The sequence below is a fragment of the Streptomyces sp. S3(2020) genome, assembly GCF_013044505.1.
Taxonomy (GTDB): domain Bacteria; phylum Actinomycetota; class Actinomycetes; order Streptomycetales; family Streptomycetaceae; genus Streptomyces.
The window spans coordinates 1-21459 of the sequence record NZ_JABERD010000167.1 but is presented as its reverse complement, the minus strand read 5'-3'; the positions used below and the strand labels follow the sequence as shown (position 1 = coordinate 21459).

Sequence of the window (21459 nt, the reverse complement as noted above, 5' to 3'; positions counted from 1 at the left end):
GGCCGGAGTGCTCGGCACGGAGTCCGGGCGGACCGGGTTGAAGTAGCCGGGCTTGCAGTCGAGCGCCGGCTTGCTCTTGCCCACACCGCGCGGGTCGAAGCCGATGACGTCGTACTGCGCCGCGACCGCCTCGGGCAGCGAGCCGGCGACGAATCCCGCGAGGGTCAGACCGCTGCCGCCGGGACCGCCGGGGTTGACCAGCAGCGGGCCCTGGGACTTCTTCGCGGTGTGCGGGACACGGGACAGCGCGAGGGTGATCTGCCGCCCGTGCGGGTTGTGGTGGTCGAGTGGGACCTTGAGGGACGCGCACTGGAGCGTCGGGTAGTTCGTGGTGGCACAGCTCTTCCAGGTGAGCTTCGCGGCCTGAGCGGTGTCCGCGGTGCGCGAAGTGCTCGCGTCGGCGGGCAGGGCCGTGAACGAACCGGCCACGACGACGGAAACGCCGCACAGCACGGCTGCGCGTTTTCTCATGGAGTCCTCCCAGGACGGAGGGTTTCGGGCCGCGGGTGTCACGGCCCACGCGGCATCGTCCCGGAAAGCGCGCCTGGAAGAACTCGTTCTGGCAAGACTTGACTCTATCGGGGCGTGCTATGCCCTCGAACAAGCTCAAATCAACGTGAGTTGGGTTCCTTCGGACAGGTCGGGCATGCCGGGCGCGGACGGCTCGGGGCCGGGCTCGGGCACGCGCCGGGGCATGGCCGCGTCCGCGGGCCCGATGCCGTACTCCCGGGCCAACTCGTGGACCTGGCGCGTGATGCGGCGCTGGTACCACTTCGGCGCGTAGGAGCCGTCCGCGTACAGCCGCTCGTAGCGGCGCACCAGGTGCGGATGGTGCCGGCCCAGCCAGGTCATGAACCACTCCCGCGCCCCGGGCCGCAGATGCAGCACCAGCGGGGTCACGGAGGTGGCCCCGGCGGCGGCGATCGCCCTTACGGTGGCCCGCAGTTGGTCCGGTTCGTCGCCGAGGAACGGGATCACCGGCGCCATCAGGACACCGCACCCGATGCCGTGCTCGGCCAGGGTCCGTACGACTTCGAGGCGGCGTTCCGGGGCGGGCGTACCCGGCTCCACGGTGCGCCACAACTGCGTGTCGACGAAGCCGACCGAGACGGAGATGCCGACGTCCGTCACCGCGTGCCCCTGCTTCAGCAGGTCGAGATCGCGCAGGATCAGCGTGCCCTTGGTCAGGATCGAGAAGGGGTTCGCGTGGTCGCGCAGGGCGCCGATGATGCCCGGCATCAGACGGTAGCGGCCCTCGGCGCGCTGGTAGCAGTCGACGTTCGTGCCCATCGCGATGTGCTCGCCGTGCCAGCGGGGCGAGCCGAGCTGGCGGCGCAGCAGCTCCGGAGCGTTCGTCTTGACGACGATCTGCGAGTCGAAGCCGAGGCCCGTGTCGAGGTCCAGATAACTGTGCGTCTTGCGCGCGAAGCAGTACACGCACGCGTGCGAGCAGCCCCGATACGGGTTGACCGTCCACTGGAAGGACATTCGGGAGACCGCGGGCACCCGGTTGATGATCGACCGGGCCCGGATCTCGTGAAAGGTGATCCCGCTGAACTCCGGTGTGTCGAAGGTGCGGGTGACGACCGCGTCCGCGCCGAACAGCGCGGTGTCGTCGGCCCGGCTGTGGCCGGAGTCCGCTGTGAGGTTCTCCCAGCGCATGACGCCTCCTCGGTAGCACTGCCCACAGAATAGAACACATGTTCCCTTGATCGTGCGCCCGCGGATGTGAAGGGATTGCGGGGCCCCGATTTGGGCGGGCGGGGACCGGGGTGGTTGGCTTGCCCAAACCCCCGAGAATCAAGGTCCTGGAGGAAAAATGGCGCAGGTCGAGGCCACTACGGAGCGGGTCGTCGCGGCGGACGCGGAGACGGTGTTCGACGCCCTCGCCGACTACAGCGGCACGCGCGCGAAGGTGCTGCCCCAGCACTTCAGCGAGTACGAGGTGCGCGAGGGCGGCGACGGCGAGGGCACCCTCGTCCACTGGAAGCTCCAGGCCACCAGCAAGCGGATCCGCGACTGTCTGCTGGAGGTCAGCGAGCCCACCGACGGCGAGCTCGTCGAGAAGGACCGCAACTCCTCCATGGTCACCACCTGGCGGGTCACCCCGGCCGGCGAGGGCAAGTCCCGTGTCGTCGTGACCACCGTCTGGAACGGCGCCGGTGGCATCGGCGGCTTCTTCGAGAAGACCTTCGCCCCCAAGGGGCTCAGCCGGATCTACGACGAGGTGCTCGACAAGCTCGCCACCGAGGTCGAGAAGTAGAGGCCGGGAAGTACCGGCAAGTCCCCGGTGTTCGAGGGGTGTTGGGCCCCTCACCGGATCGAGTGGATCTCCGTGCGCCGCTCCGGTCTGCCGTAACTCGTCGCGCTTGCTCGCAGTTGTCGCCTTACGCGGGAAATGTGAGGGTGCGACGAGGGGAGCGGCAAGGTGCGCGGGACCACTCTGGCTGAGGACGGACTGCGGGACGAACCGGCCCAGCCACCCCCGCCGATCCCCGCCCCGGCGCCTGAACAGGCCGTCGAACTCGGCCCGCGCCGGGTGCGGTTGATCTTCTTCGCGCTCATGCTCGCACTGCTCCTGGCCGCCCTGGAGCAGATGATCGTCGCCACCGCGCTGCCTAAGATCGTCGGTGAACTGCACGGCCTGGACAAGATGTCCTGGGCGATCACCGCCTACCTGCTGACCTCCACGATCGGTCTGCCGATCTACGGCAAGCTCGGCGACCTCCTCGGCCGCAAGGGCGTCTTCCAGTTCGCGATCGTCGTGTTCGTCGTCGGCTCCGCCCTCGCGGGGCGCGCCGAGACGATGGACCAGCTGATCGCCTTCCGCGCGGTACAGGGCGTCGGGGCGGGCGGCCTCATGATCGGTGTGCAGGCGATCATCGCCGACATCGTGCCCGCCCGGGAGCGCGGCCGCTTCATGGGCCTCATCGGTGCCGCGTTCGGCCTCGCCTCCGTCGCCGGCCCGCTGCTGGGCGGCTACTTCACCGACCACCTCTCCTGGCGCTGGTGCTTCTACTTCAACGTCCCCTTCGGCATCCTCACCCTCGCCGTCGTCACCGTCGTCCTCAAACTGCCCAGGCCGACGGCGAAACCCCGGCTGGACATCCCCGGCGCCCTGCTGCTCGCCGCCGCCTCCACCTGCCTGGTGCTGCTGACCAGTTGGGGCGGCACCGAGTACGCGTGGGACTCGCGCGTCGTCCTGGGGCTCGGTGCGGGCGCGGTGGCCTCGGCCCTGCTGTTCCTCGTCGCCGAGCGCTTCGCGGCCGAACCCCTCATCCCGCTGCGGCTGTTCAGGGACTCCGTCTTCAACCTCACCGGGCTGGTGGGCCTCGTGGTGGGCGTGGCGCTCTTCGGCGCCGCGAGCTATCTGCCGACCTTCCTGCAGATGGTGGACGGCGCGAGCGCCACCGAGTCCGGGCTGCTGATGCTGCCCATGATGGGCGGCATCGTCGGCGCCTCCGTGATCGCCGGACAGCTCATCTGCCAGACCGGCCGCTACAAGATCTACCCGGTGCTGGGCAGCGCCCTGTCCGTCTTCGGCATGTGGCTGCTGTCCCGGCTGGAGGTCGACACGCCCCGGCTGCACTACAGCCTCTGGATGGCCGTCCTCGGCGCCGGCATCGGCATGGTGATGCCGGTCCTCATCCTCGCCGTGCAGAACTCCGTGCGCCCCGCCGACCTGGGCACCGCCACCAGCGCCAACAACTACTTCCGGCAGATCGGCGGCAGCGTCGGCGCCGCGATCTTCGGCACCCTCTTCGCCGACCGGCTCACCGACGCCCTGGCGGAGCGCCTCTCCAGCGCCACGGGGCTCCCCGACGCCGAGTCCATCACCCCGCAGCTCGTCCACGCGCTGCCGCCCGAACTGCGGGACGCGTACATCCGCGCGTACGCCGACGCCATGCCGCGGATCTTCCTCTACCTCGTGCCGGTCCTCGTCCTCGGCCTGCTCATCGCCTTCTTCCTCAAGGAGAAACCACTGGTGTCCCACAACGCCGCCGAAATCGAGCCCGCGCCCGTGCACACCCCGATCCCGCAGATCCGTGCGTCCTACGCCGCCGGAATCCCCGTCTGCGGCACGGTCCAGCACCCCGACGGCACCGTCGTACCGCGCGCGGCGCTCACGCTGATCGACGTCGCCGGGCAGCAGATCGGCCGCGGGGCGAGCGGCGAGGACGGGCGGTACGCGCTGTCGACGCCCGGCTCGGGGGCGTACGTCCTGATCGCCGCGGCCGGTGGCCACCAGCCGCAGGCGGTCTCCGTCACCGTCGGCGAGCGGCCCGTCGAACTCGATGTCGTCCTCGGCGGCGCCGGACGCCTCGCCGGCAGCGTGCTGACCGCGGACGGCACCCCCGTGCGCGACGCCACCGTCACCCTCACCAACGTCCACGGCGAGGTCGTCGCCACCACCCGCAGCGGCCGCGAGGGCGGCTATGTCATCACCGAACTCGTCGCAGGGGAGTACACCCTGGCCGCCGGCGCCCCCGCGTTCCGTCCCGCCGCCGTGCCCGTCACCGTGCAGGCCTCCCGGGAGACCCGTCAGGACGTCGAACTCGCGGGCGGCGCCGTGCTGCGCGGCACCGTACGGGGCGGCGGCGGACAGCCCGTCGAGGACGCGCGCGTGACGCTCCTCGACGCGGCGGGCAATGTCGTGGACACCCTCACCACCGGAGCCGACGGCACCTTCCGCTTCGTCGACCTGGCCTCCGGCGAGTACACCGTCATCGCCGCGGGCTACCCGCCCGTCGCCACCGTCCTCCAGGTCGCCGGCGGCGGCCGTACGGAACGGGATCTCCAACTCGGACACGAGGACTGAAAACCCGTCAGTAACCCCGACACGCCCCCAACCGGCAGGTTCCGCCCGGTCGGGGCGCGCGGGGGCGCGCGCGGTGGCGATTCGCCAGGGTCAATTCCCGCATTGCCGCACATCACAACTCTCCGCGGTCGTACGGTGGATTGGGCGGCACAGATCTTGCGGAGCCGTGGGGAGAAAGGGCCTGGGCCATGGAAGACGGCACCGACCGTGGCACCGAGAGGGACACACCTCCTGGCCACGGAGCTGTGAACGGCGCGGTGGAACACGCCGCGACCGGCCGTATTCCGCTCGCCGTGGTGGTCGTGGACCGCGACGGCCTGGTGTCCCACTGGAGCCGGGGCGCGCGACGGCTGTTCGGCGCCGCCAAGGAGGAGGCGCTCGGCCGCCCGGCGGTCGACCTGCTGCCCGTCTCCGGCGCCCTGCCCGAGGAGGAGGAGCCCGCGCCGTACGGCGTGTACGCCGCCTACGACGGGTTGGGCCCCGACCTCGAGTCGTCCCTCGACGGCAGACTGTCCTACCCGGCCGCGGGCCGCGCCCGTCTCACGGTCGCCGAGCCGGACCGCCTGGACGTCCTGTGGTGGGCGTACCCCCTGGTGGGCCCCGGACGGGAGCGGCTGCTGGTGCTCGCCGCCGACGCGGGAGCCCTGCGTTCCGACGACCCGGACGACGACATCGCCGTCGAGCGGATCGCCCCCGCCTTCGCGCTGCACACCGACTTCCCGGGCGCCGAGGAGCTGGCCCGCCGGCTCCCCGAGATCCTGCCCAGCATGAGTGTCGAGGAAGGCGCGCGGATCGTCGCCCAGGTACTCGAACTGGGCTATCCGGTCCTGGAGTTCAGCCAGAACGACCGGGTGCCCGTCACCCCCGACTGGGGTGTGCCCCGCCGGATCGAACGCAGGGCGCGCCGTGAGCGGGCCGCGCGGGCCGTGGCCCAGGGGCTGCCCGTCCCGCAGGAACTCACCGACGAGGGCGAGGACCTCGAATACGCCGCCGTACGCGAGCGCCTGGAGTTCCTCACCGAGGTCAGCGGCCGGATCGGCACCTCCCTGGACCTGTCCAAGACCATCATCGAGGTCAGCCGGGCCGTCGTGCCCCGCTTCACCGACGTCGCCGGCACCTACCTCCGTGAACAGGTCGTCGCGGGCGAGGGGTTCCCCGACGGTGTGCCGGACACCACCACCATGTGGCACCGGGTCGCCCTCGAACACACCGACGAACCCGGCCGCTGGGACGACGTCGTGCCGGTCGGCGAGGCCATGCCGTTCCCGGCGCACACCCCGTTCTTCCAGTGCATGACCACCGGTCAGCCCGTCCTCGTGCCGCGCATCAGCGAGCAGATGGGCCACGCCATCGCCTCGCAGTTCGAGAAGCGCGACATCCGGCCCTTGATCACGGGCCGTTCGATGCTGGTCGTACCGCTCAAGGCCCGCAATGTGGTCCTCGGCTTCATGATCCTGCTGCGGCACCCCGAGCGCGTCGAGTTCAACGACATGGACCGGGTCACCGGCGCCGAACTCGCCGCCCGCGCGGGCCTCGTGCTCGACAACGCGCGCATGTACACCTACCAGGAGTCCGTCGCCGAGACCCTCCAGGACAGCATGCTGCCGCACATCCCGCCGCGCATGGCGGGCTGTGACATCGCCACCCGCTATCTCCCCGGCACCCTGCTCGGCCGGGTCGGCGGCGACTGGTTCGACTCGGTGAAACTGCCCGGCGCCCGCACCGCCCTCGTCGTCGGCGACGTCATGGGACACGGCCTCAACTCGGCCGCCATGATGGGCCAGCTGCGTACGGCCGTACAGACCATGGCCGCCCTCGACCTGCCGCCCGCCCAGCTGCTGCGCAACCTCGACGACCTCGCCCAGCGCCTCGGCGACACCTACCTCGCGACCTGTCTGTACGCCGTGTACGACCCGATCGCCAGCGAACTCCACATCGCCAACGCGGGCCATATCCCGCCGGTGATCGTGCACGCCGCGGACGGCCGCAGCGAACTCCTCGACCTGCCCACGGGGGCGCCGATCGGCGTCGGTGCAGTGGCCTTCGAGTCGGTACGCGTACGCGTGCGGCCCGGCGACCGGCTCGTGATGTGCACCGACGGCCTGGTCGAGGTGCGCGGCGAGGACATCGGCGTGGGCCTCGCGACCCTGTGCGAGTCCGCCGCCCACCCGGCCGCCTCCATGGACGACGCCTGCGACACCATCATCCGCGCCCTCGCCGCGACATTCTCAGCGGAGGGCCGCGGCGGCCGCAAGGACGACGTCGCCCTCCTGATGACCCGTCTCAACGGCATCGAGCCGGACGACGTCGCCGAATGGCGGCTCTCCCCCGACCCGGTCGAGGTCGGCCGGGCACGCTCCGCGGTGCGGGAACAGCTCCACCAGTGGGGGCTGGCCGGGCTCGCGGAGACGGCCGAGCTGATGGTCAGCGAGCTCGTCACCAACGCCGTACGGCACTCCCACAGCCGCCCCCTCGAACTGCGTCTCGTCCGCGGGGACACCCTGCTGTGCGAGGTGGACGACGACGACCACGAGCTGCCGACCCTGCTGAGCGCCGAACCCGAGAGCGAGTTCGGGCGGGGCCTGCGCGTCGTCTCCACCCTGGCCCGGGAGTGGGGCACGAGCCGGACGAAGGCCGGCAAGACCGTCTGGTTCGAACTGACGTTGCCGCGCCGCTGAGGAGCCCCAGGGGCGCACGGGGCGTGAGGGCGTACGCATGTCGTACACGGCGTGAAGGAATGCGCCGCGCGCTTGTAGCCGTGACCGGGGCGCGATAAACCGTACTGGCCCGTCACTTGAGGCGGGCCATTGCCGCGTCCTGGGGAGTTGGGCATGAGCGTGACGAGTCGGTACCGGGAGGCCTGGGAGAGCTTCTGGAGCGAAGCTCCGGACGGACAGGGGGCGGTGTTCTGGGACGCGGAGCCCGCGCTGACGGCCGGCCTCCACCTCGCCCTGTTCGAACCGCACGTGACCTCGCCGGCCCTGCCACTGGTCGACCTGGGCTGCGGCAACGGCACGCAGACACGTTTCCTCGCCGACCGCTTCCGGCACGTCCTCGGCGTCGACCTGTCCGAGGCCGCCGTCGACCGCGCCCGGGACGCCGATCCGGCAGGACAGGCCACCTACCGCGTGCTGGACGCCGTGGAGAAGGGCGGGGCGGAGTCGCTGCACGCGGAACTCGGCGACGCCAACGTCTATATGCGCGGCGTCCTCCACCAGTGCGAGCCCGCCGACCGGCAACCGCTGGTGGACGGGTTCGCCGCACTGCTCGGCGAGCGCGGCCGGGGCTTCCTCGTCGAGCTGTCCGAGGCCGCCAAGCCGATCCTGATGGGCCTGGCCCGGCACCCTTCCGGCCCGCCGCCCAAGCTGGCCCCGATCTTCCGGCACGGCATCGCGCCCGGCGAGGTCTCCGACGACGCGGTGCCGGAGTACGTGCGCACGGCCGGGCTCACCGTCCTGGCGAGCGGCGAACTACCGCTCACGACCACGGAGTACGACCCCGACGGCGCCCGGATCGAGCTGCCGTCGAAGTGGCTGGTGGTGGGGCGTACGGCCTGAGGGATCCCCGGATTGGTCTGAGCCGGTGACGGTTGTCCACAGGCCTGACGGGACACGGCACGAACGCGTAGCGTGAGTCGGCATGAAGATCCTCATCAGCGCCGACATGGAGGGCGCCACGGGCGTCACCTGGCCGGCCGACGTGCTGCCGGGGACGCCGCAGTGGGAGCGGTGCCGCGCGATGTTCACCTCCGACGTGAACGCGGCGGTGCGGGGCTTCTTCGACGGCGGTGCCGACGACGTGCTGGTCAACGAGGCGCACTGGACCATGCGCAACCTGCTCCTGGAGCGCCTCGACGACCGGGCGCAGATGCTCACCGGACGGCACAAGTCCCTGTCCATGGTGGAGGGCGTGCAGCACGGCGACGTGGACGGCATCGCCTTCGTCGGCTACCACGCGGGCGCCGGAGAGGAGGGCGTCCTCGCCCACACCTACCTCGCCAACTCCATCACCGGGGTGTGGCTGAACGACGTACGCGCGAGCGAGGGCCTGCTCAACGCACATGTGGTCGCCGAGTACGGCGTGCCGGTCGTCCTCGTCACCGGCGACGACGTGGCCTGCGAGGACGCCCTCGGCTACGCGCCCGAGGCGCTGAAGGTCGCGGTCAAGGACCATGTGTCGCGGTACGCGGCGGTGTGCCGGACACCGGCCAGGACCACGGCCGACATCCGCGCGGCGGCCAAGGAGGCGGCGGCGCTCGCGGTACGCCACGAACCGGTGCGGGCGGGGCCGTTCACCGTCGCCGTGGAGTTCGACGCCGAACACCTCGCCCTGGCCGCGACCGTCGTGCCGGGTGTCGACCGGATCGGTGAGCGGAAGGTGGGGTACAGGAGCGCCACCATGTACGAGGGAATTCGCACCTTCAAGGCGGTCACCACGATCGTCTCGGCCGCGGTGGAGGAGCAGTATGGCTGACGGACAGGCGATGGACGAGGTCGTGACGTTCACCTCCGAGCTCATCCGTATCGACACCACCAACCGGGGCGGCGGCGACTGCCAGGAGCGGCCGGCCGCCGAGTACGCGGCCGCGCGGCTGGCGGAGGCGGGCCTGGAGCCGGTGCTGCTGGAGCGCACCAGGGGCCGCACCAATGTCGTGGCGCGCATCGAGGGCACCGACCCCGCCGCGGACGCGCTGCTCCTGCACGGCCATCTGGACGTGGTGCCCGCCGAGGCCCGGGACTGGAGCGTGCATCCGTTCTCCGGGGAGATCCGCGACGGGGTGGTCTGGGGCCGGGGCGCGGTCGACATGAAGAACATGGACGCGATGATCCTGGCGATCGCCCGGTCCTGGGCGCGCGAAGGGGTACGGCCCCGGCGTGACATCGTCGTCGCGTTCACCGCCGACGAGGAGGCCAGCGCCGAGGACGGCTCCGGGTTCCTCGCGGACGAGCATCCCGGGCTCTTCGCGGGCTGCACCGAGGGCGTCAGCGAGTCCGGGGCGTTCACCTTCCACGACGGCGGCGGACGCCAGATCTATCCGATCGCGGCCGGTGAGCGGGGCACGGGCTGGCTCAGGCTCACCGCGCGCGGCCGGGCCGGGCACGGCTCCAAGGTGAACAAGGAGAACGCGGTCACCCGCCTGGCCGCCGCGATCGCCCGCGTCGGCGCGCACGAGTGGCCGCTGCGCCTCACCCCGACCGTCCGCGCCGCCCTCACCGAACTCGCCGTCCTGTACGGCATCGAGCCCGACCTGACCGACGTCGACCGGCTCCTGGAGAAGCTCGGCCCGGCCGCGAAGCTCGTCGAGGCGACCGTGCGCAACAGCGCCAACCCGACCATGCTGGACGCCGGTTACAAGGTCAATGTCATCCCGGGCGAGGCAGTCGCCCATGTCGACGGGCGGTATCTGCCCGGCGGCGAGGACGAGTTCCGTACCACCCTCGACCTGCTGACAGGACCCGACGTGGACTGGGAGTTCCACCACCGCGAGGTCGCGCTCCAGGCACCGGTGGACTCCCCGACGTACGCCAGGATGCGGGCCGCCGTCGAGGAGTTCGCCCCGGAGGGGCACGTGGTGCCGTACTGCATGTCCGGGGGCACGGACGCCAAGCAGTTCTCGCGCCTGGGCATCACCGGGTACGGATTCACCCCGCTGAAGCTGCCGGAGGGCTTCGACTACCAGGCACTCTTCCACGGTGTGGACGAGCGGGTCCCGGTCGAGGCGCTGCACTTCGGTGTCCGGGTCCTGGACCGCTTTCTGCGCACGGCCTGAGGGACGGGGGAGAAGTGGAGACGCTGGCGTACGGGTCCTGGCCCTCGCCGATCGACGCGGCACTGGCCGCCGCGCACGACGGGCACCCCGAGTTCGTGGGCTTCGTCGGCGACGAGGCCTGGTGGACCGAGCCACGCCCCACCGAGGGCGGCCGGCGCACCCTGGTGCGCCGGCGCACCGACGGTGTGACGGAGTCGGTGCTGCCGGCGCCGTGGAACGTCCGCAGCAGGGTCATCGAGTACGGCGGACAGCCCTGGGCGGGGACGGTCGTGGACGGCGCGCCGCTCGTGGTGTTCGTGAACCACGCCGACCAGCGGCTGTACCGGTACGTGCCGGAAGGCGACCCCTGTCCCCTCACCCCGGTGTCCTCGGTCGGCGGCGGCCTGCGCTGGGCGGACCCGGTGCTGCTCCCGGACCGCGGTGAGGTGTGGTGCGTGCTGGAGGAGTTCACCGGCGACGGGCCCGGCGAGGTGCGCCGGGTCCTGGCCGCGGTGCCGCTGGACGGCTCGGCGGCCAGGGACCGGGACGCCGTGCGCGAACTCACCGACGCCCGGCACCGGTTCGTGACCGGCCCCCGGATCTCCCCCGACGGGCGGAGCGCGGCCTGGCTCGCCTGGGACCATCCGCGGATGCCGTGGGACGGCACGGAACTGGTGCGGGCCGACGTCCGGGCCGACGGCACGCTCGGCGAACCCCGCACGGTCGCCGGCGGGCCCGAGGAGTCGATCGCCCAGGTGGACTGGGCCCACGACGGCGCCCTGCTCCATGTGAGCGACCGCACCGGCTGGTGGAACCTCCACCGCGACGGCGAACCGGTGTGCCCGCGCGAGGAGGAGTTCGGCGGTCCGCTCTGGAAGCTGGGCCATCGCTGGTTCGCCCCGCTGGACAGCGGCCTGATCGCCGTTGTGCACGGCCGCGGCGCCACCGCGCTCGGGATACTGGACCCCGAGACCGGAGAGGTCGTCGACGCGGCGGGCCCCTGGACCGAGTTCGCGCCCACCCTCGCGGTGCACGGCGAGAGAGTCGTCGCCGTGGGAGCCAGCCCGCGCAGCGCCCACGAACTGGTGGAGCTGGACACCCGGACCGGCCGGGCCCGGGTCATCGGCGCCGGACACCACGACGCCGTGGACCCCGCGTACTACCCCGAGCCGCAGATCCGCACCTTCACCGGACCCGCCGGACGCGACATCCACGCCCACATCTACCCGCCCCACCACCCCACCCGCGTGGCCCCCGGCGACGAACTGCCGCCGTACGTCGTCTGGGCGCACGGCGGACCCACCAGCCGCGCCCCGCTCGTCCTCGACCTGGCGATCGCCTTCTTCACCTCGCGGGGCATCGGAGTCGCCGAGGTCAACTACGGCGGCTCCACCGGACACGGCCGGGAGTACCGCAACCGACTGCGCGAGCAGTGGGGTGTGGTCGACGTCGAGGACTGCGCGGCCGTCGCCCAGGCCCTCGCCGACGAGGGCACCGCCGACCGCGACCGGCTGGCGATCCGCGGCGGCAGCGCCGGCGGCTGGACCGCGGCCGCCTCGCTGACCGCCACCGACGTCTACGCCTGCGGCACCATCGTCTACCCCATCCTCGATCTGACCGGCTGGGGCGAGGGCGAGACCCACGACTTCGAGTCGCGGTACCTGGAAACCCTGGTCGGCCCTCTCGCCGAGGTGCCCGCGCGGTACGCGGAGCGCTCGCCCACCGAGCACGCCGACCGGATCACCGCGCCCTTCCTGCTGTTGCAGGGCCTGGACGACGTGATCTGCCCGCCCGTCCAGTGCGAGCGGTTCCTGGCCCGGATGGCGGGCCGACGGGTGCCGCACGCGTACATCGCGTTCGAGGGGGAGGGACACGGGTTCCGGCGGGCGGAGACGATGATCCGGATGCTGGAGTCCGAACTCTCCCTGTACGCCCAGGTCTTCGGCCTGAACCCACCCGGAATCCCGACACTGGAGCTCACCGGGTGAAGGAACTCGTCAGACCGGCCCGCCTCGCCCCCGGCGCCCGCGTGGCCGTCGTCGCGCCCAGCGGGCCCGTGCCCGAGGAACGGCTCCGGGCCGGGGTGGACGTCCTGCGCGGCTGGGACCTCGACCCGGTGCTGGGACCCCATGTGCTGGAGCGGCACGGCGACTTCGACTATCTCGCGGGCACCGACGCGGACCGGGCCGCCGATCTCCAGGCCGCCTGGTGCGACCCGTCCGTCGACGCCGTGCTGTGCGCGCGGGGCGGGTACGGCGTCCAGCGGATGACCGACCTGCTCGACTGGGAGGCGATGCGGGCCGCCGGACCGAAGGTGTTCGTCGGCTTCAGCGACATCACCGCGCTGCACGAGGCGTTCGCCACCCGGCTGGGCCTCGTCACGCTCCACGGGCCGATGGCCGCGGGGGTCGACTTCATCAAGAACGCACGGGCACAGGAGCACCTCAGGGCCACGCTCTTCGCACCGGAGACCGTCCGCACCATCGCCTCCGGCGGCAGCACCCTGGTCCCGGGGCGGGCGCGGGGCGTCACCCTGGGCGGCTGCCTGTGACTGCTCGCCGCCGAGCTGGGCACCCCGCACGCCCGGCCCTCCGCTCGCGGCGGGCTGCTGTGTCTGGAGGACGTGAGGGAGGAGACGTACCGACTGGACCGCTACCTCACCCAACTGCTGCGCGCCGACTGGTTCGAGGGGGTGCGAGGAGTACTGCTCGGGTCGTGGCAGGAGTGCGATCCCTACGAGAAGGTGCGGGCCCTGCTCGCCGACCGGCTCGGCGGGCTCGGGGTGCCCGTCGTGGAGGAGTTCGGGTTCGGGCACTGCGAAGGGGCGCTGACCGTGCCCTTCGGAGTGCGGGCCGAACTCGACGCCGACGCGCGCACGCTGACGCTCGACGAACCGGCCCTTCGCTGAACGATCGTCAAGAAACCACTCGTCACGGTGATTGACCTCGTCTGACACGTGTCACACCCTGGCTACCGACCGGTTCCTACCGGTCGGTACGTCGGGTTGCCCTCAGCGTGGAGGTCTCGTGTCTCGTCGTGTGCTGTCCTTTCGTGCGCTTGGCTACAGCGTTCCGCTCGCTCTCCTGCTCGGTGCCGCAGTCGTCACCCCCGCCCCCGCCACCGGCCAGTACACCGTCACCGCCCTGAAGTTCACCGTGCCGGCCGGTGGCCGCACCTGCACGATCGACGCCGATCTGTACCGGCCCGCCGGTACCGGCCGCGCACCCGCCGTGCTCGCCACCAACGGCTTCGGCGGCAGCAAGTCCGACGGCTCCACGGACGGCATCGGCAAGGCCTTCGCCGAGCGGGGCTATGTCTCGCTCGTCTACTCCGGGCTCGGCTTCGGCGATTCCGGCTGCCTCATCTCGCTCGACGACCCGGACATCGACGGCACGGCCGCCTCGAAGCTGGTCGACTTCCTCGCCGGGAAGCGGGCCGCCGACGACGGCACCAAGGCCGACTTCGTCACCCTCGACGCCGAGGGCGACCCGCGCGTCGGCATGATCGGCGGCTCCTACGGCGGCGCGATCCAGCTGGCGACGGCGGCCGTCGACCACCGCGTGGACGCCCTCGTCCCGCTGATCACCTGGCACGACCTGGCGTACTCCCTCGACCCGAACAACGCCGGCCCGCACGGCGCGGTGCCCGGCGCCTTCAAATGGCAGTGGGTCAACGGCTTCTACCTGATGGGCGAGAGCCAGCCCCTGACGACGCCGAACCTCGACCCGTCCCGGATCAACTCCCTGGACTGTCTGCACTTCGTCACCGAGGCCTGCCGGACCGTCCGCACCCTGAACTCCGGCAGCTACCCCGCCGACCGGACCGCCGAACTGCTCGCCTACTCCCGCAGCGTCTCCCCGGTCAGCTACCTCAGCCGCGTGAAGGCACCCACGCTGCTCGTCCAGGGACAGGCCGACAGCCTCTTCAACCTCAACGAGGCGACGGCGACGTACAAGACCCTCACGGCGCACGGCACACCGACCAGGATGATCTGGCAGTCCTGGGGCCACAGCGGCGGCATGGCGGCGGGCGAGCTCAACCTCGGCCAGGGAAATCTGGAGTCCGCGTACGTCGGCAAGCGGATCCTCGCCTGGTTCGACCGCTACCTCCGGAAGAGGAAGAGCGCCGACACCGGACCGGCGTTCGCCTACTACCGCGACTGGATCACCGACCCGACCGGCACCTACGCCACCGCCGACCGGCTGCCCGCACTCAGCCGGAAGCTGTACCTGTCGGGCGACGGCAGGCTCGTCGACAGCCCCTCCGAGGTGACCCGCGGCAGCCGCACGTACACGAACCGGACCGTCCCCACCAGCCACTCCGAGAGCTCGCTGGCCGGGACGGTCGGCCTGCCCGACCCGGCGCCCTACGACACCGAGGGCACCTACCTCGGCTGGACCAGTGAGCCGCTCACCCGGACCACCGACGTCGTGGGCGCGCCGAAGGCGACGCTCAAGGTGGTCTCGCCGAAGGCCGAGCGGACGCAGGACTCCCCGGACGCCGCCGACAGACTCGTCCTGTTCGCCAAGCTGTACGACATCGCGCCCGACGGCACCGGGACACTGGTGCACCGGCTGGTCGCACCGGTCCGGGTGCCCGATGTGACCAGGAGCTTCACCGTGACCCTGCCGGGGATCGTGCACCGGTACGAGAAGGGGCACCGGCTGCGGTTCGTGATCGCGGCGAGCGACGACGCCTACTTCGGCAACCGGGGGATCAAGCCGGTGACCGTGGTCAGCTCGCCCGGGAACACCGGGGTGCTGGAGCTGCCGGTGGCCGGCGGCTGATTCACCCGGTGGGCGGCCCCGCCGCGCGGGGCCCGGTCTTCGGGCCCACCCTGGTCGCATGAGCCCGAAGACCTCCGAGAGCGGCGGTACCACCAGCGGCAAGGGCGGCGCCGTGACGCCCGCCCGGGTGGTCGTCCTGTTGCTCGCCGTCCTCGCCCTGATCTTCATCTTCGAGAACACCCACGCCACAAAGATCAGACTGCTGATCCCCGAGGTGACGATGCCCCTGTGGATGGCGCTGCTGGCCACGGCCGTCATCGGCGCCCTGTGCGGGGCGTATTTCATGAAGCGCCGGAACTAGTCCGTCGTAGGGTGACGGGATGCCGCACACCGCATCCCGCTATCTCGTCGAGGGCCCCCGCGTGGGCATACGCCACATCACCTACGGGGACGGCGCCGAGTTCACCGCTCGCGCGCGGGAGAGCAAGGAGCTGCACCAGCCCTGGCTGTTCCCGCCGGACAGCGCGGCCGCGTTCACCGCGTACGCGGGCCGGCTGATCGAGGACCGGACCAAGGCGGGGTTCCTGGTCTGCGAGAAGGACGGGGAGCACGGCGAGGGGGCCGTCGCGGGGTTCATCAACATCAACAACATCGTCGAGGGCGCCTTTCTGTGCGGGGCGCTCGGATACGGGGCCTTCGCGCACGCCGCCGGGCGCGGTCTGATGCGGGAGGGGCTGGGGCTGGTCGTGCGCTACGCCTTCGGCGGGATGCGGCTGCACCGGCTGGAGATCAACGTGCAGCCCGCCAACACCGCCTCGATCGCCCTCGCCCGCAGCTGCGGCTTCCGGCTGGAGGGCTTCTCGCCGGACATGCTCTACATCGACGGGGCCTGGCGGGACCACGAGCGGTGGGCCGTCACCGCCGAGATGATCCGGAAGTGAGAGCGATGCGTACGAGGGTGATCCTGGACGCCCCTTCCAACCTCGGGCTGCGTCCGCCCGCGCCGGGAACCGTCCCGGGCTGCTACAAGCTCGCCGGCGCGCTGCGCGAGCAGCGGATCGTGCAGCGGCTCGGCGCCCTGGAGGGCGGGGTGGTCGTGCCGCCGCGCTACGACCGGGGCGACTGGCGGGAAGGCGGCGGCGTCTTCAACGCGGCGGCCCTCGCCGCCTACACCGTGAAGCTCGCCGATCGCATCGAGCGGCATGTGCGGGCCGGGGAGTTCCCCGTGGTCCTCGGCGGCGACTGCTCCATCCAGCTCGGCGCCTCCCTCGCCCTGCGCCGCCTCGGCCGGTACGGGCTGGCCGCCGTGGACGCGTCCGCCGACTTCCGGCACCCCGGCAACTCCGAGCGGATCGGCGCGGCCGGCGGGGAGGAGATGGCGCTGGCGACCGGGCGCGGGCAGGACGACCTGACGAACCTGGAGGGGCTCAGGCCGTACGTGCGGGACGAGGACGTACGGCTCTTCGGCAACCGCGACGAGTTCGAGGACGACCGCAGCGAACTGGCCGCCCTCAAGATCCCCGTCGTCACCGTCGGGGACATCCGCGAGTGGGGCCCGGACGCCCTCGCCCGGGCCACCGCACAGGCCTTCGAGATCCCCGAACTCGACGGATTCTGGGTCCACTTGGACGCCGACGTCCTCGATCCGTCCGTCATGCCCGCCGTGGACAGCCCCGATCCGGACGGCCTGCTGCCCGACGAACTCGTGGCGCTGCTCCGGCCGTTGCTCGGCTCCCCGCACTGCGTCGGCCTCAACGTGACCATCTACGACCCCGATCTCGACCCGGACGGCACCGCGGGCGCCCTCCTCGCCGACATCGTCGTGTCCGCCTTTGCGGAATCCTGACCGGTAGCGCCCCTGTTCAGCTCCCCGGCGAGCGGCTTCCATAGCGATCGTGACGACGATCCGACGTGAGGTACTGACGCTGCCCGCCGCGGAGTTGGGGCCCGACAACCCGCTGCCCCCGCTACGGCCGCTCGACGAGCTCCACCGCGTCGACGACCGCGACGGCCTGCCCTCGGAGATGGCCCGCCAGATCGGCTACGAACCCCTGCGCAGCCTGCTTCCCGTGCACCTCCGAGACGGCTACGAGCGGGTGCGCGAGCCGCGCGGGATCGACGCCCTGGTGATCGAGAACGACCGGCTGCGGGCCACCGTGCTCCCCGGTCTCGGCGGCCGGATCGCTTCCCTCCTCCACAAGCCGTCCGACCGTGAACTCCTCTACCGCAACCCGGTGTTCCAGCCCGCCGCCTTCGCCCTCAACGGCGCCTGGTTCTCCGGCGGCATCGAATGGAACATCGGCGCCACCGGCCACACCGCACTGGCCTGCGCACCCCTGCACGCCGCCCGTGTCCCCGCCCCCGACGGCGGGGAGATGCTGCGCCTGTGGGAGTGGGAGCGACTGCGCGACCTTCCCTTCCAGGTCGACCTCTGGCTGCCGGACGGCTCCGACTTCCTGTACGTCGGCGTCCGGATCCGCAATCCGCACGAGAAGCCGGTGCCGACGTACTGGTGGTCCAACATCGCCGTGCCCGAGCGGCGCCGCGTTCTCGCACCGGCCGAGGAGGCGTGGCACTTCGGATACGAGCGACGACTGCGGACGGTGCCCGTACCGACGCACGAGGAGATCCGCCGGCACCCGCACGCGGCCGACTACTTCTACGACCTTCCCGACGCGCGGCGCCGCTGGATAGCCGCCCTCGACGAGGACGGCCGCGGCCTGGTGCAGACGTCCACCGACGTCCTGCGCGGACGCAAGCTGTTCGTCTGGGGGGCGGGGCCGGGCGGGCGGCGCTGGCAGGAGTGGCTCACCGAACCCGGCACCGAAGGCTACTGCGAGATCCAGGCGGGGCTCGCTCGCACCCAGTTGGAACACGTACGGCTGGACCCGCAGAGCGAGGTGTCGTGGCTGGAGGCGTACGGCCCGCTGAACTCACCGGCGGAGCTGAACTCCCTTGCGGAGCTGAACTCCCCGGCGGAGGTGGAAAGGGCAGAGGAGCGGCTCGAAGCCGTACTCCCGCGCGCCGACGTCGACGCCGCGTACGCCGCGTGGAAACCGCACGCCGACACCGAACCCGGCGAGGTCCTGGCCACCGGATCCGGCTGGGGCGCCCTCGAAGTGCTGCGCGCCGACCGGAAGTTGCCCGGTACGCCCTTCGACGACAGCACCCTCGGCGAGGCCCAGGAGCCCTGGCTGGAGCTGCTGCGTTCCGGAGTGCTGCCGGAACCGCGCCGGGTACGGCCCCCCGGCGACACGCTCGTCGCCCCGCACTGGCGGGACATGCTGGAGACCGCGCCCGCGGGGCCGCACACCGAGTACCACCTCGGCGTCGCCCAATGGCACGCCGGCGACCGGGCGCAGGCGGTGCGGAGCTGGGAGCGGGCCCTGGAACTCGCCCCGTCCGTATGGCCGTTGCTGCGCTGCCTGGCCGTCTCCGACCAGGCGGTGGGCAACCGGGAGCGGGCCGCCGACCGGTACGCGGAGGCCTTCGACGACCTGTGCCGGGAGCGGCGCGACGCGGGGGAGGCCTGGACGGCGGCCACGGCCGCGCTCGGGCGCGAGGCGATCGAGGCGCTGCTCGCGGTGGGGCGTACGGGGGACGCGCGGTCGGTGTGGGCGCGGCTGCATCCCGTGACCCGGGCGCGCGGGCGATTCCGGTTCGTCGAGGCCGGGTTGCTGGTCGCCGAGGGCCGACGGGCGGAGGCGCGGGCCGTGTTCGAGGAGGGCTTCGAGGTCGCCGACCTGAGGGAGGGCGCGGAGGCCGTCGGGCGGCTGTGGGAGCGGGTCAGTGACGAACCGCTGCCGGACCGCCACGACTTCCGGATGCGGTGACCGAGGGGCCTACTCCCGCCGGTCCACGTACTCGTACACCACCCCGTCCGGATGCATCGCGATCAGATTGCGTCCGGCCGGTGTCCCCACCGGTCCCGCGATGATGCGCGCGCCCAGCTCGGTCAGTACCCGATGGGCCTCGTCGACGTCCTTGACGGCGATCGTCGCCGCGACCTTGCGCAGGATCTCCAACTCCGCCTCGGGGCCGCTCATCAGGAGGAAGCAGCCGACGGCGGCCACCTGAACCCCGCCGCGTTCGAAGCGGAGGGCCGGACCACCGGCCAGGCGTTCGTAGAAGGGGACCGCGGTCTCCAGGTCGTCGACGCAGACGCGCAGCGTGGCTCCCAGAATGTCCATGCGGACGAGCCTAGTGGCGGCGGCCGGGGCAGGAGATCGTTTCGCGCGATCCCCCGCACGCCGCCCGACAGGCCGGGAACCGGCGGACGTTTGAGCGGCCCGGCCAGGGTTACGCGGAAGTCTCCCGACGTAGGACTCGTGAACACCGCCGGACTCGGAGGCGATCGTACGGTGAGCAAGGACGCCACCCGGAAGGTGCGGGCCGGACGCCGTACCGTCGAGGTGCACCGGCCGGACAAGGTCCTCTTCCCCGGCGACGGGGCGGGCAGGGAGTACACCAAGTCCGACCTGGTCGACTACTACCGGGCCGTCGCCCCTTTCATGCTGCCCCACCTGCGGGGCCGCCCGCTGATGCTGGAGAGGCTCCCGGACGGTGTCGGCGGACCCAGGTTCATGCATAAGAACACCCCCGAGGCCGCTCCCGAGTGGATCGACCGCGTCGAGGTGACCAAGGAGGGCGGCACCGTCCGTCACACCGTGTGCGACGACACCGCCACCCTGGTCCACCTCGCCGACCAGGCCTGTCTCACCCTGCACCGCTGGCTGTCCCGCGTCGGACATGTCGACCGGCCCGACCGGATGGTCTTCGACCTCGACCCCTCCGGCGACGACTTCGCACCCGTGCACGAGGCGGCCTGGCTGCTGGCGGAGCTGCTCGACGAGCTGAAGCTGCCCTCTGCGCTGATGACCACCGGTTCGCGGGGCCTGCACGTGGTGGTCCCGGTGAACGGGCACCACGACTTCGACGAGGTGCGGGCATTCGCCAGGGACGTCGCCGACACCCTCGTCGCCGCCCACCCCGAGAAGCTCACCACCGCCGCCCGCAAGAAGGACCGCGGCGAGCGGCTCTACCTGGACATCCAGCGCAACGCCTACGCCCAGACCGCCGTCGCGCCCTTCACCGTCCGGGCCGCGGCGGGCGCCCCCGTCGCCACCCCCATGTCCTGGACCCAGCTCGACGACCCGGGGCTCGACGCCCGCCGCTGGACCATCGAGGACGCCGTCGCACAGGCCCGCACCGACCCCTGGGCCGGGGTGACGACCAGGGGCCGCGCCCTCGGCCCCGCCCGGCGCAGACTCGACTCGCTGCGCGGCTGACCCCCTCACGAAGAGGAGGCGTACGACGGCGGGGAAGAGCAAGCTGAGGAGGGCGGCCCGTGGCCGAGGAGGAGCACGAGCACGCCGAGGGCGCTCGGCAAGGCAGGCAAGGCAGGCAAGGCGGAGCGGAGAGGGAGACGCGATGATGGGACTGCGGTACGTGTACGCCGTCTGCCGGCCCTTCAAGGCGCCTCTTCAGGCCCAGTTGAGGGGCGTGGCGGGCGATCCGCCCAGACTGCTGGTCCACCACGGCCTCGTCGCCGTGGTCAGCCACGTACCGGAGCGGGACTTCGCCGAGGGACCGCTCCACGCGCACATAGCGGACCAGGACTGGCTCGGCGAGACCACCCGCGCCCATCAGGGCGTGATCGACGCCCTCACCGTCGTCACGACACCGCTGCCGCTCCGGCTCGCCACCGTCTTCCGGGACGACAGCGGCGTACGCACCATGCTGGAGGCCCGCGACGCCGACTTCCGGCGCACCCTCGACCGGCTGGAGGGGCGGGTGGAGTGGGGCGTCAAGGTGTACGCCGAGGCGGGACCCCCGGACGGCGACGCACCGGCACAGACGGCGGCGAGCCGCCTGCACGGAACGCTGTCCGCCTATGCCGAGGAGTCCCGGCTGCACGCCCCGCAGAACGCCGCCCTCTCGGGCGCGGCGGGCCGCAATGTGCTCAATGCCGCCTATCTGGTGCCGCGGACCGATTCCGAGGAATTCGTGGAACTCGTCGACCGGACGAAGCACGAATCCCCCGGAACGCGGGTCGAACTCACCGGACCGTGGGCCGCCTATTCCTTCGCGGGGGACAAGCCCTGACCGTCGTCGAACACCGGGAGCGGACCACCGCGGACCGTCCGCGGTGATTCACCATCGGT

At 71.9% G+C, this 21459-nt stretch carries 17 protein-coding genes and 1 pseudogene; 15 read left to right on the top strand and 3 right to left on the bottom strand.

The window, feature by feature from the left end:
• Together HLK59_RS36375 and HLK59_RS36370 are read right to left on the bottom strand one after the other, a co-directional pair.
• Positions 1–471, bottom strand: a 471-nt coding sequence (locus tag HLK59_RS36375; RefSeq protein ID WP_171145889.1) for an alpha/beta fold hydrolase, incomplete at its 3' end; no start/stop codon positions are given.
• 135 nt (positions 472–606) lie between these two features.
• Complete coding sequence (locus tag HLK59_RS36370) at positions 607–1662, bottom strand: Rv2578c family radical SAM protein (protein WP_171145888.1); 1056 nt, start codon at positions 1660–1662, stop codon at positions 607–609.
• 157 nt (positions 1663–1819) lie between these two features.
• On the opposite strand from HLK59_RS36370, the gene HLK59_RS36365 reads away from it, so the two are divergent.
• The 13 genes and pseudogenes from HLK59_RS36365 to HLK59_RS36305 all read left to right on the top strand — a co-directional run bounded on the left by HLK59_RS36365 (position 1820) and on the right by HLK59_RS36305 (position 19128).
• Positions 1820–2263: an SRPBCC family protein gene (locus HLK59_RS36365; protein ID WP_171145887.1), complete on the top strand. Its 444-nt coding sequence runs from the start codon at positions 1820–1822 to the stop codon at positions 2261–2263.
• Between the two features lie 165 nt (positions 2264–2428).
• Positions 2429–4819, top strand: a complete 2391-nt coding sequence (locus tag HLK59_RS36360; protein WP_171145886.1) for an MFS transporter — start codon at positions 2429–2431, stop codon at positions 4817–4819.
• Positions 4820–5007: 188 nt separating this feature from the next.
• Positions 5008–7497, top strand: coding sequence for a SpoIIE family protein phosphatase (locus tag HLK59_RS36355; RefSeq protein ID WP_171145885.1), 2490 nt, complete (start codon positions 5008–5010; stop codon positions 7495–7497).
• A gap of 153 nt (positions 7498–7650) precedes the next feature.
• On the top strand, positions 7651–8376 hold the full coding sequence (locus HLK59_RS36350) for a class I SAM-dependent methyltransferase (protein ID WP_171145884.1): 726 nt from the start codon (positions 7651–7653) through the stop codon (positions 8374–8376).
• Positions 8377–8458: 82 nt separating this feature from the next.
• Positions 8459–9292, top strand: a complete 834-nt coding sequence (locus HLK59_RS36345) for a M55 family metallopeptidase (RefSeq protein WP_171145883.1) — start codon at positions 8459–8461, stop codon at positions 9290–9292.
• Complete coding sequence (locus HLK59_RS36340; RefSeq protein ID WP_171145882.1) at positions 9285–10589, top strand: M20/M25/M40 family metallo-hydrolase; 1305 nt, start codon at positions 9285–9287, stop codon at positions 10587–10589. Before HLK59_RS36345 ends, HLK59_RS36340 begins: the two co-directional genes overlap by 8 nt.
• Before the next feature lie 14 nt (positions 10590–10603).
• Positions 10604–12556: a prolyl oligopeptidase family serine peptidase gene (locus tag HLK59_RS36335; RefSeq protein WP_171145881.1), complete on the top strand. Its 1953-nt coding sequence runs from the start codon at positions 10604–10606 to the stop codon at positions 12554–12556.
• Positions 12553–13476 (top strand): annotated as a pseudogene (locus HLK59_RS36330) (LD-carboxypeptidase). The gene HLK59_RS36335 and the pseudogene HLK59_RS36330 overlap by 4 nt, the downstream one beginning before the upstream one ends.
• A gap of 175 nt (positions 13477–13651) precedes the next feature.
• Entirely contained in the window at positions 13652–15355 is a 1704-nt protein-coding gene (locus HLK59_RS36325) for a CocE/NonD family hydrolase (protein ID WP_240982848.1), read from the top strand.
• 58 nt (positions 15356–15413) lie between these two features.
• The gene (locus tag HLK59_RS36320) at positions 15414–15656 is read left to right on the top strand and encodes a LapA family protein (RefSeq protein WP_171145880.1); all 243 of its coding nucleotides are present in this window, start codon (positions 15414–15416) and stop codon (positions 15654–15656) included.
• A gap of 19 nt (positions 15657–15675) precedes the next feature.
• Positions 15676–16236 (top strand): GNAT family protein, encoded by a 561-nt coding sequence (locus HLK59_RS36315; protein ID WP_171145879.1) that lies wholly within the window; start codon positions 15676–15678, stop codon positions 16234–16236.
• A 5-nt stretch (positions 16237–16241) separates the two neighbouring features.
• Complete coding sequence (locus HLK59_RS36310) at positions 16242–17141, top strand: arginase family protein (protein ID WP_171145878.1); 900 nt, start codon at positions 16242–16244, stop codon at positions 17139–17141.
• Between the two features lie 40 nt (positions 17142–17181).
• The gene (locus HLK59_RS36305) at positions 17182–19128 is read left to right on the top strand and encodes a DUF5107 domain-containing protein (protein ID WP_171145890.1); all 1947 of its coding nucleotides are present in this window, start codon (positions 17182–17184) and stop codon (positions 19126–19128) included.
• A 9-nt stretch (positions 19129–19137) separates the two neighbouring features.
• On the opposite strand, the gene HLK59_RS36300 is transcribed toward HLK59_RS36305, so the two are convergent.
• Positions 19138–19485 carry a VOC family protein gene (locus HLK59_RS36300; RefSeq protein ID WP_171145877.1) on the bottom strand — a complete coding sequence of 116 codons (348 nt, stop codon included), beginning with the start codon at positions 19483–19485 and terminating at the stop codon, positions 19138–19140.
• Positions 19486–19656: 171 nt separating this feature from the next.
• On the opposite strand from HLK59_RS36300, the gene ligD reads away from it, so the two are divergent.
• Complete coding sequence (ligD, locus tag HLK59_RS36295; RefSeq protein WP_171145876.1) at positions 19657–20583, top strand: non-homologous end-joining DNA ligase; 927 nt, start codon at positions 19657–19659, stop codon at positions 20581–20583.
• 142 nt (positions 20584–20725) lie between these two features.
• Positions 20726–21400, top strand: coding sequence for a GvpL/GvpF family gas vesicle protein (locus HLK59_RS36290; RefSeq protein WP_171145875.1), 675 nt, complete (start codon positions 20726–20728; stop codon positions 21398–21400).
• Positions 21401–21459 lie beyond the last annotated feature (59 nt).

Bases quoted from the DNA above. Each gene is read 5' to 3' on its own strand.
- HLK59_RS36365 (WP_171145887.1), top strand. From the start codon at position 1,820: ATGGCGCAGGTCGAGGCCACTACGGAGCGGGTCGTCGCGGCGGACGCG.
- HLK59_RS36320 (WP_171145880.1), top strand. From the start codon at position 15,414: ATGAGCCCGAAGACCTCCGAGAGCGGCGGTACCACCAGCGGCAAGGGC.
- HLK59_RS36340 (WP_171145882.1), top strand. From the start codon at position 9,285: ATGGCTGACGGACAGGCGATGGACGAGGTCGTGACGTTCACCTCCGAG.
- HLK59_RS36310 (WP_171145878.1), top strand. From the start codon at position 16,242: ATGCGTACGAGGGTGATCCTGGACGCCCCTTCCAACCTCGGGCTGCGT.
- HLK59_RS36350 (WP_171145884.1), top strand. From the start codon at position 7,651: ATGAGCGTGACGAGTCGGTACCGGGAGGCCTGGGAGAGCTTCTGGAGC.
- HLK59_RS36370 (WP_171145888.1), bottom strand. From the start codon at position 1,662: ATGCGCTGGGAGAACCTCACAGCGGACTCCGGCCACAGCCGGGCCGAC.
- HLK59_RS36345 (WP_171145883.1), top strand. From the start codon at position 8,459: ATGAAGATCCTCATCAGCGCCGACATGGAGGGCGCCACGGGCGTCACC.
- HLK59_RS36315 (WP_171145879.1), top strand. From the start codon at position 15,676: ATGCCGCACACCGCATCCCGCTATCTCGTCGAGGGCCCCCGCGTGGGC.
- HLK59_RS36300 (WP_171145877.1), bottom strand. From the start codon at position 19,485: ATGGACATTCTGGGAGCCACGCTGCGCGTCTGCGTCGACGACCTGGAG.
- HLK59_RS36355 (WP_171145885.1), top strand. From the start codon at position 5,008: ATGGAAGACGGCACCGACCGTGGCACCGAGAGGGACACACCTCCTGGC.
- HLK59_RS36290 (WP_171145875.1), top strand. From the start codon at position 20,726: ATGATGGGACTGCGGTACGTGTACGCCGTCTGCCGGCCCTTCAAGGCG.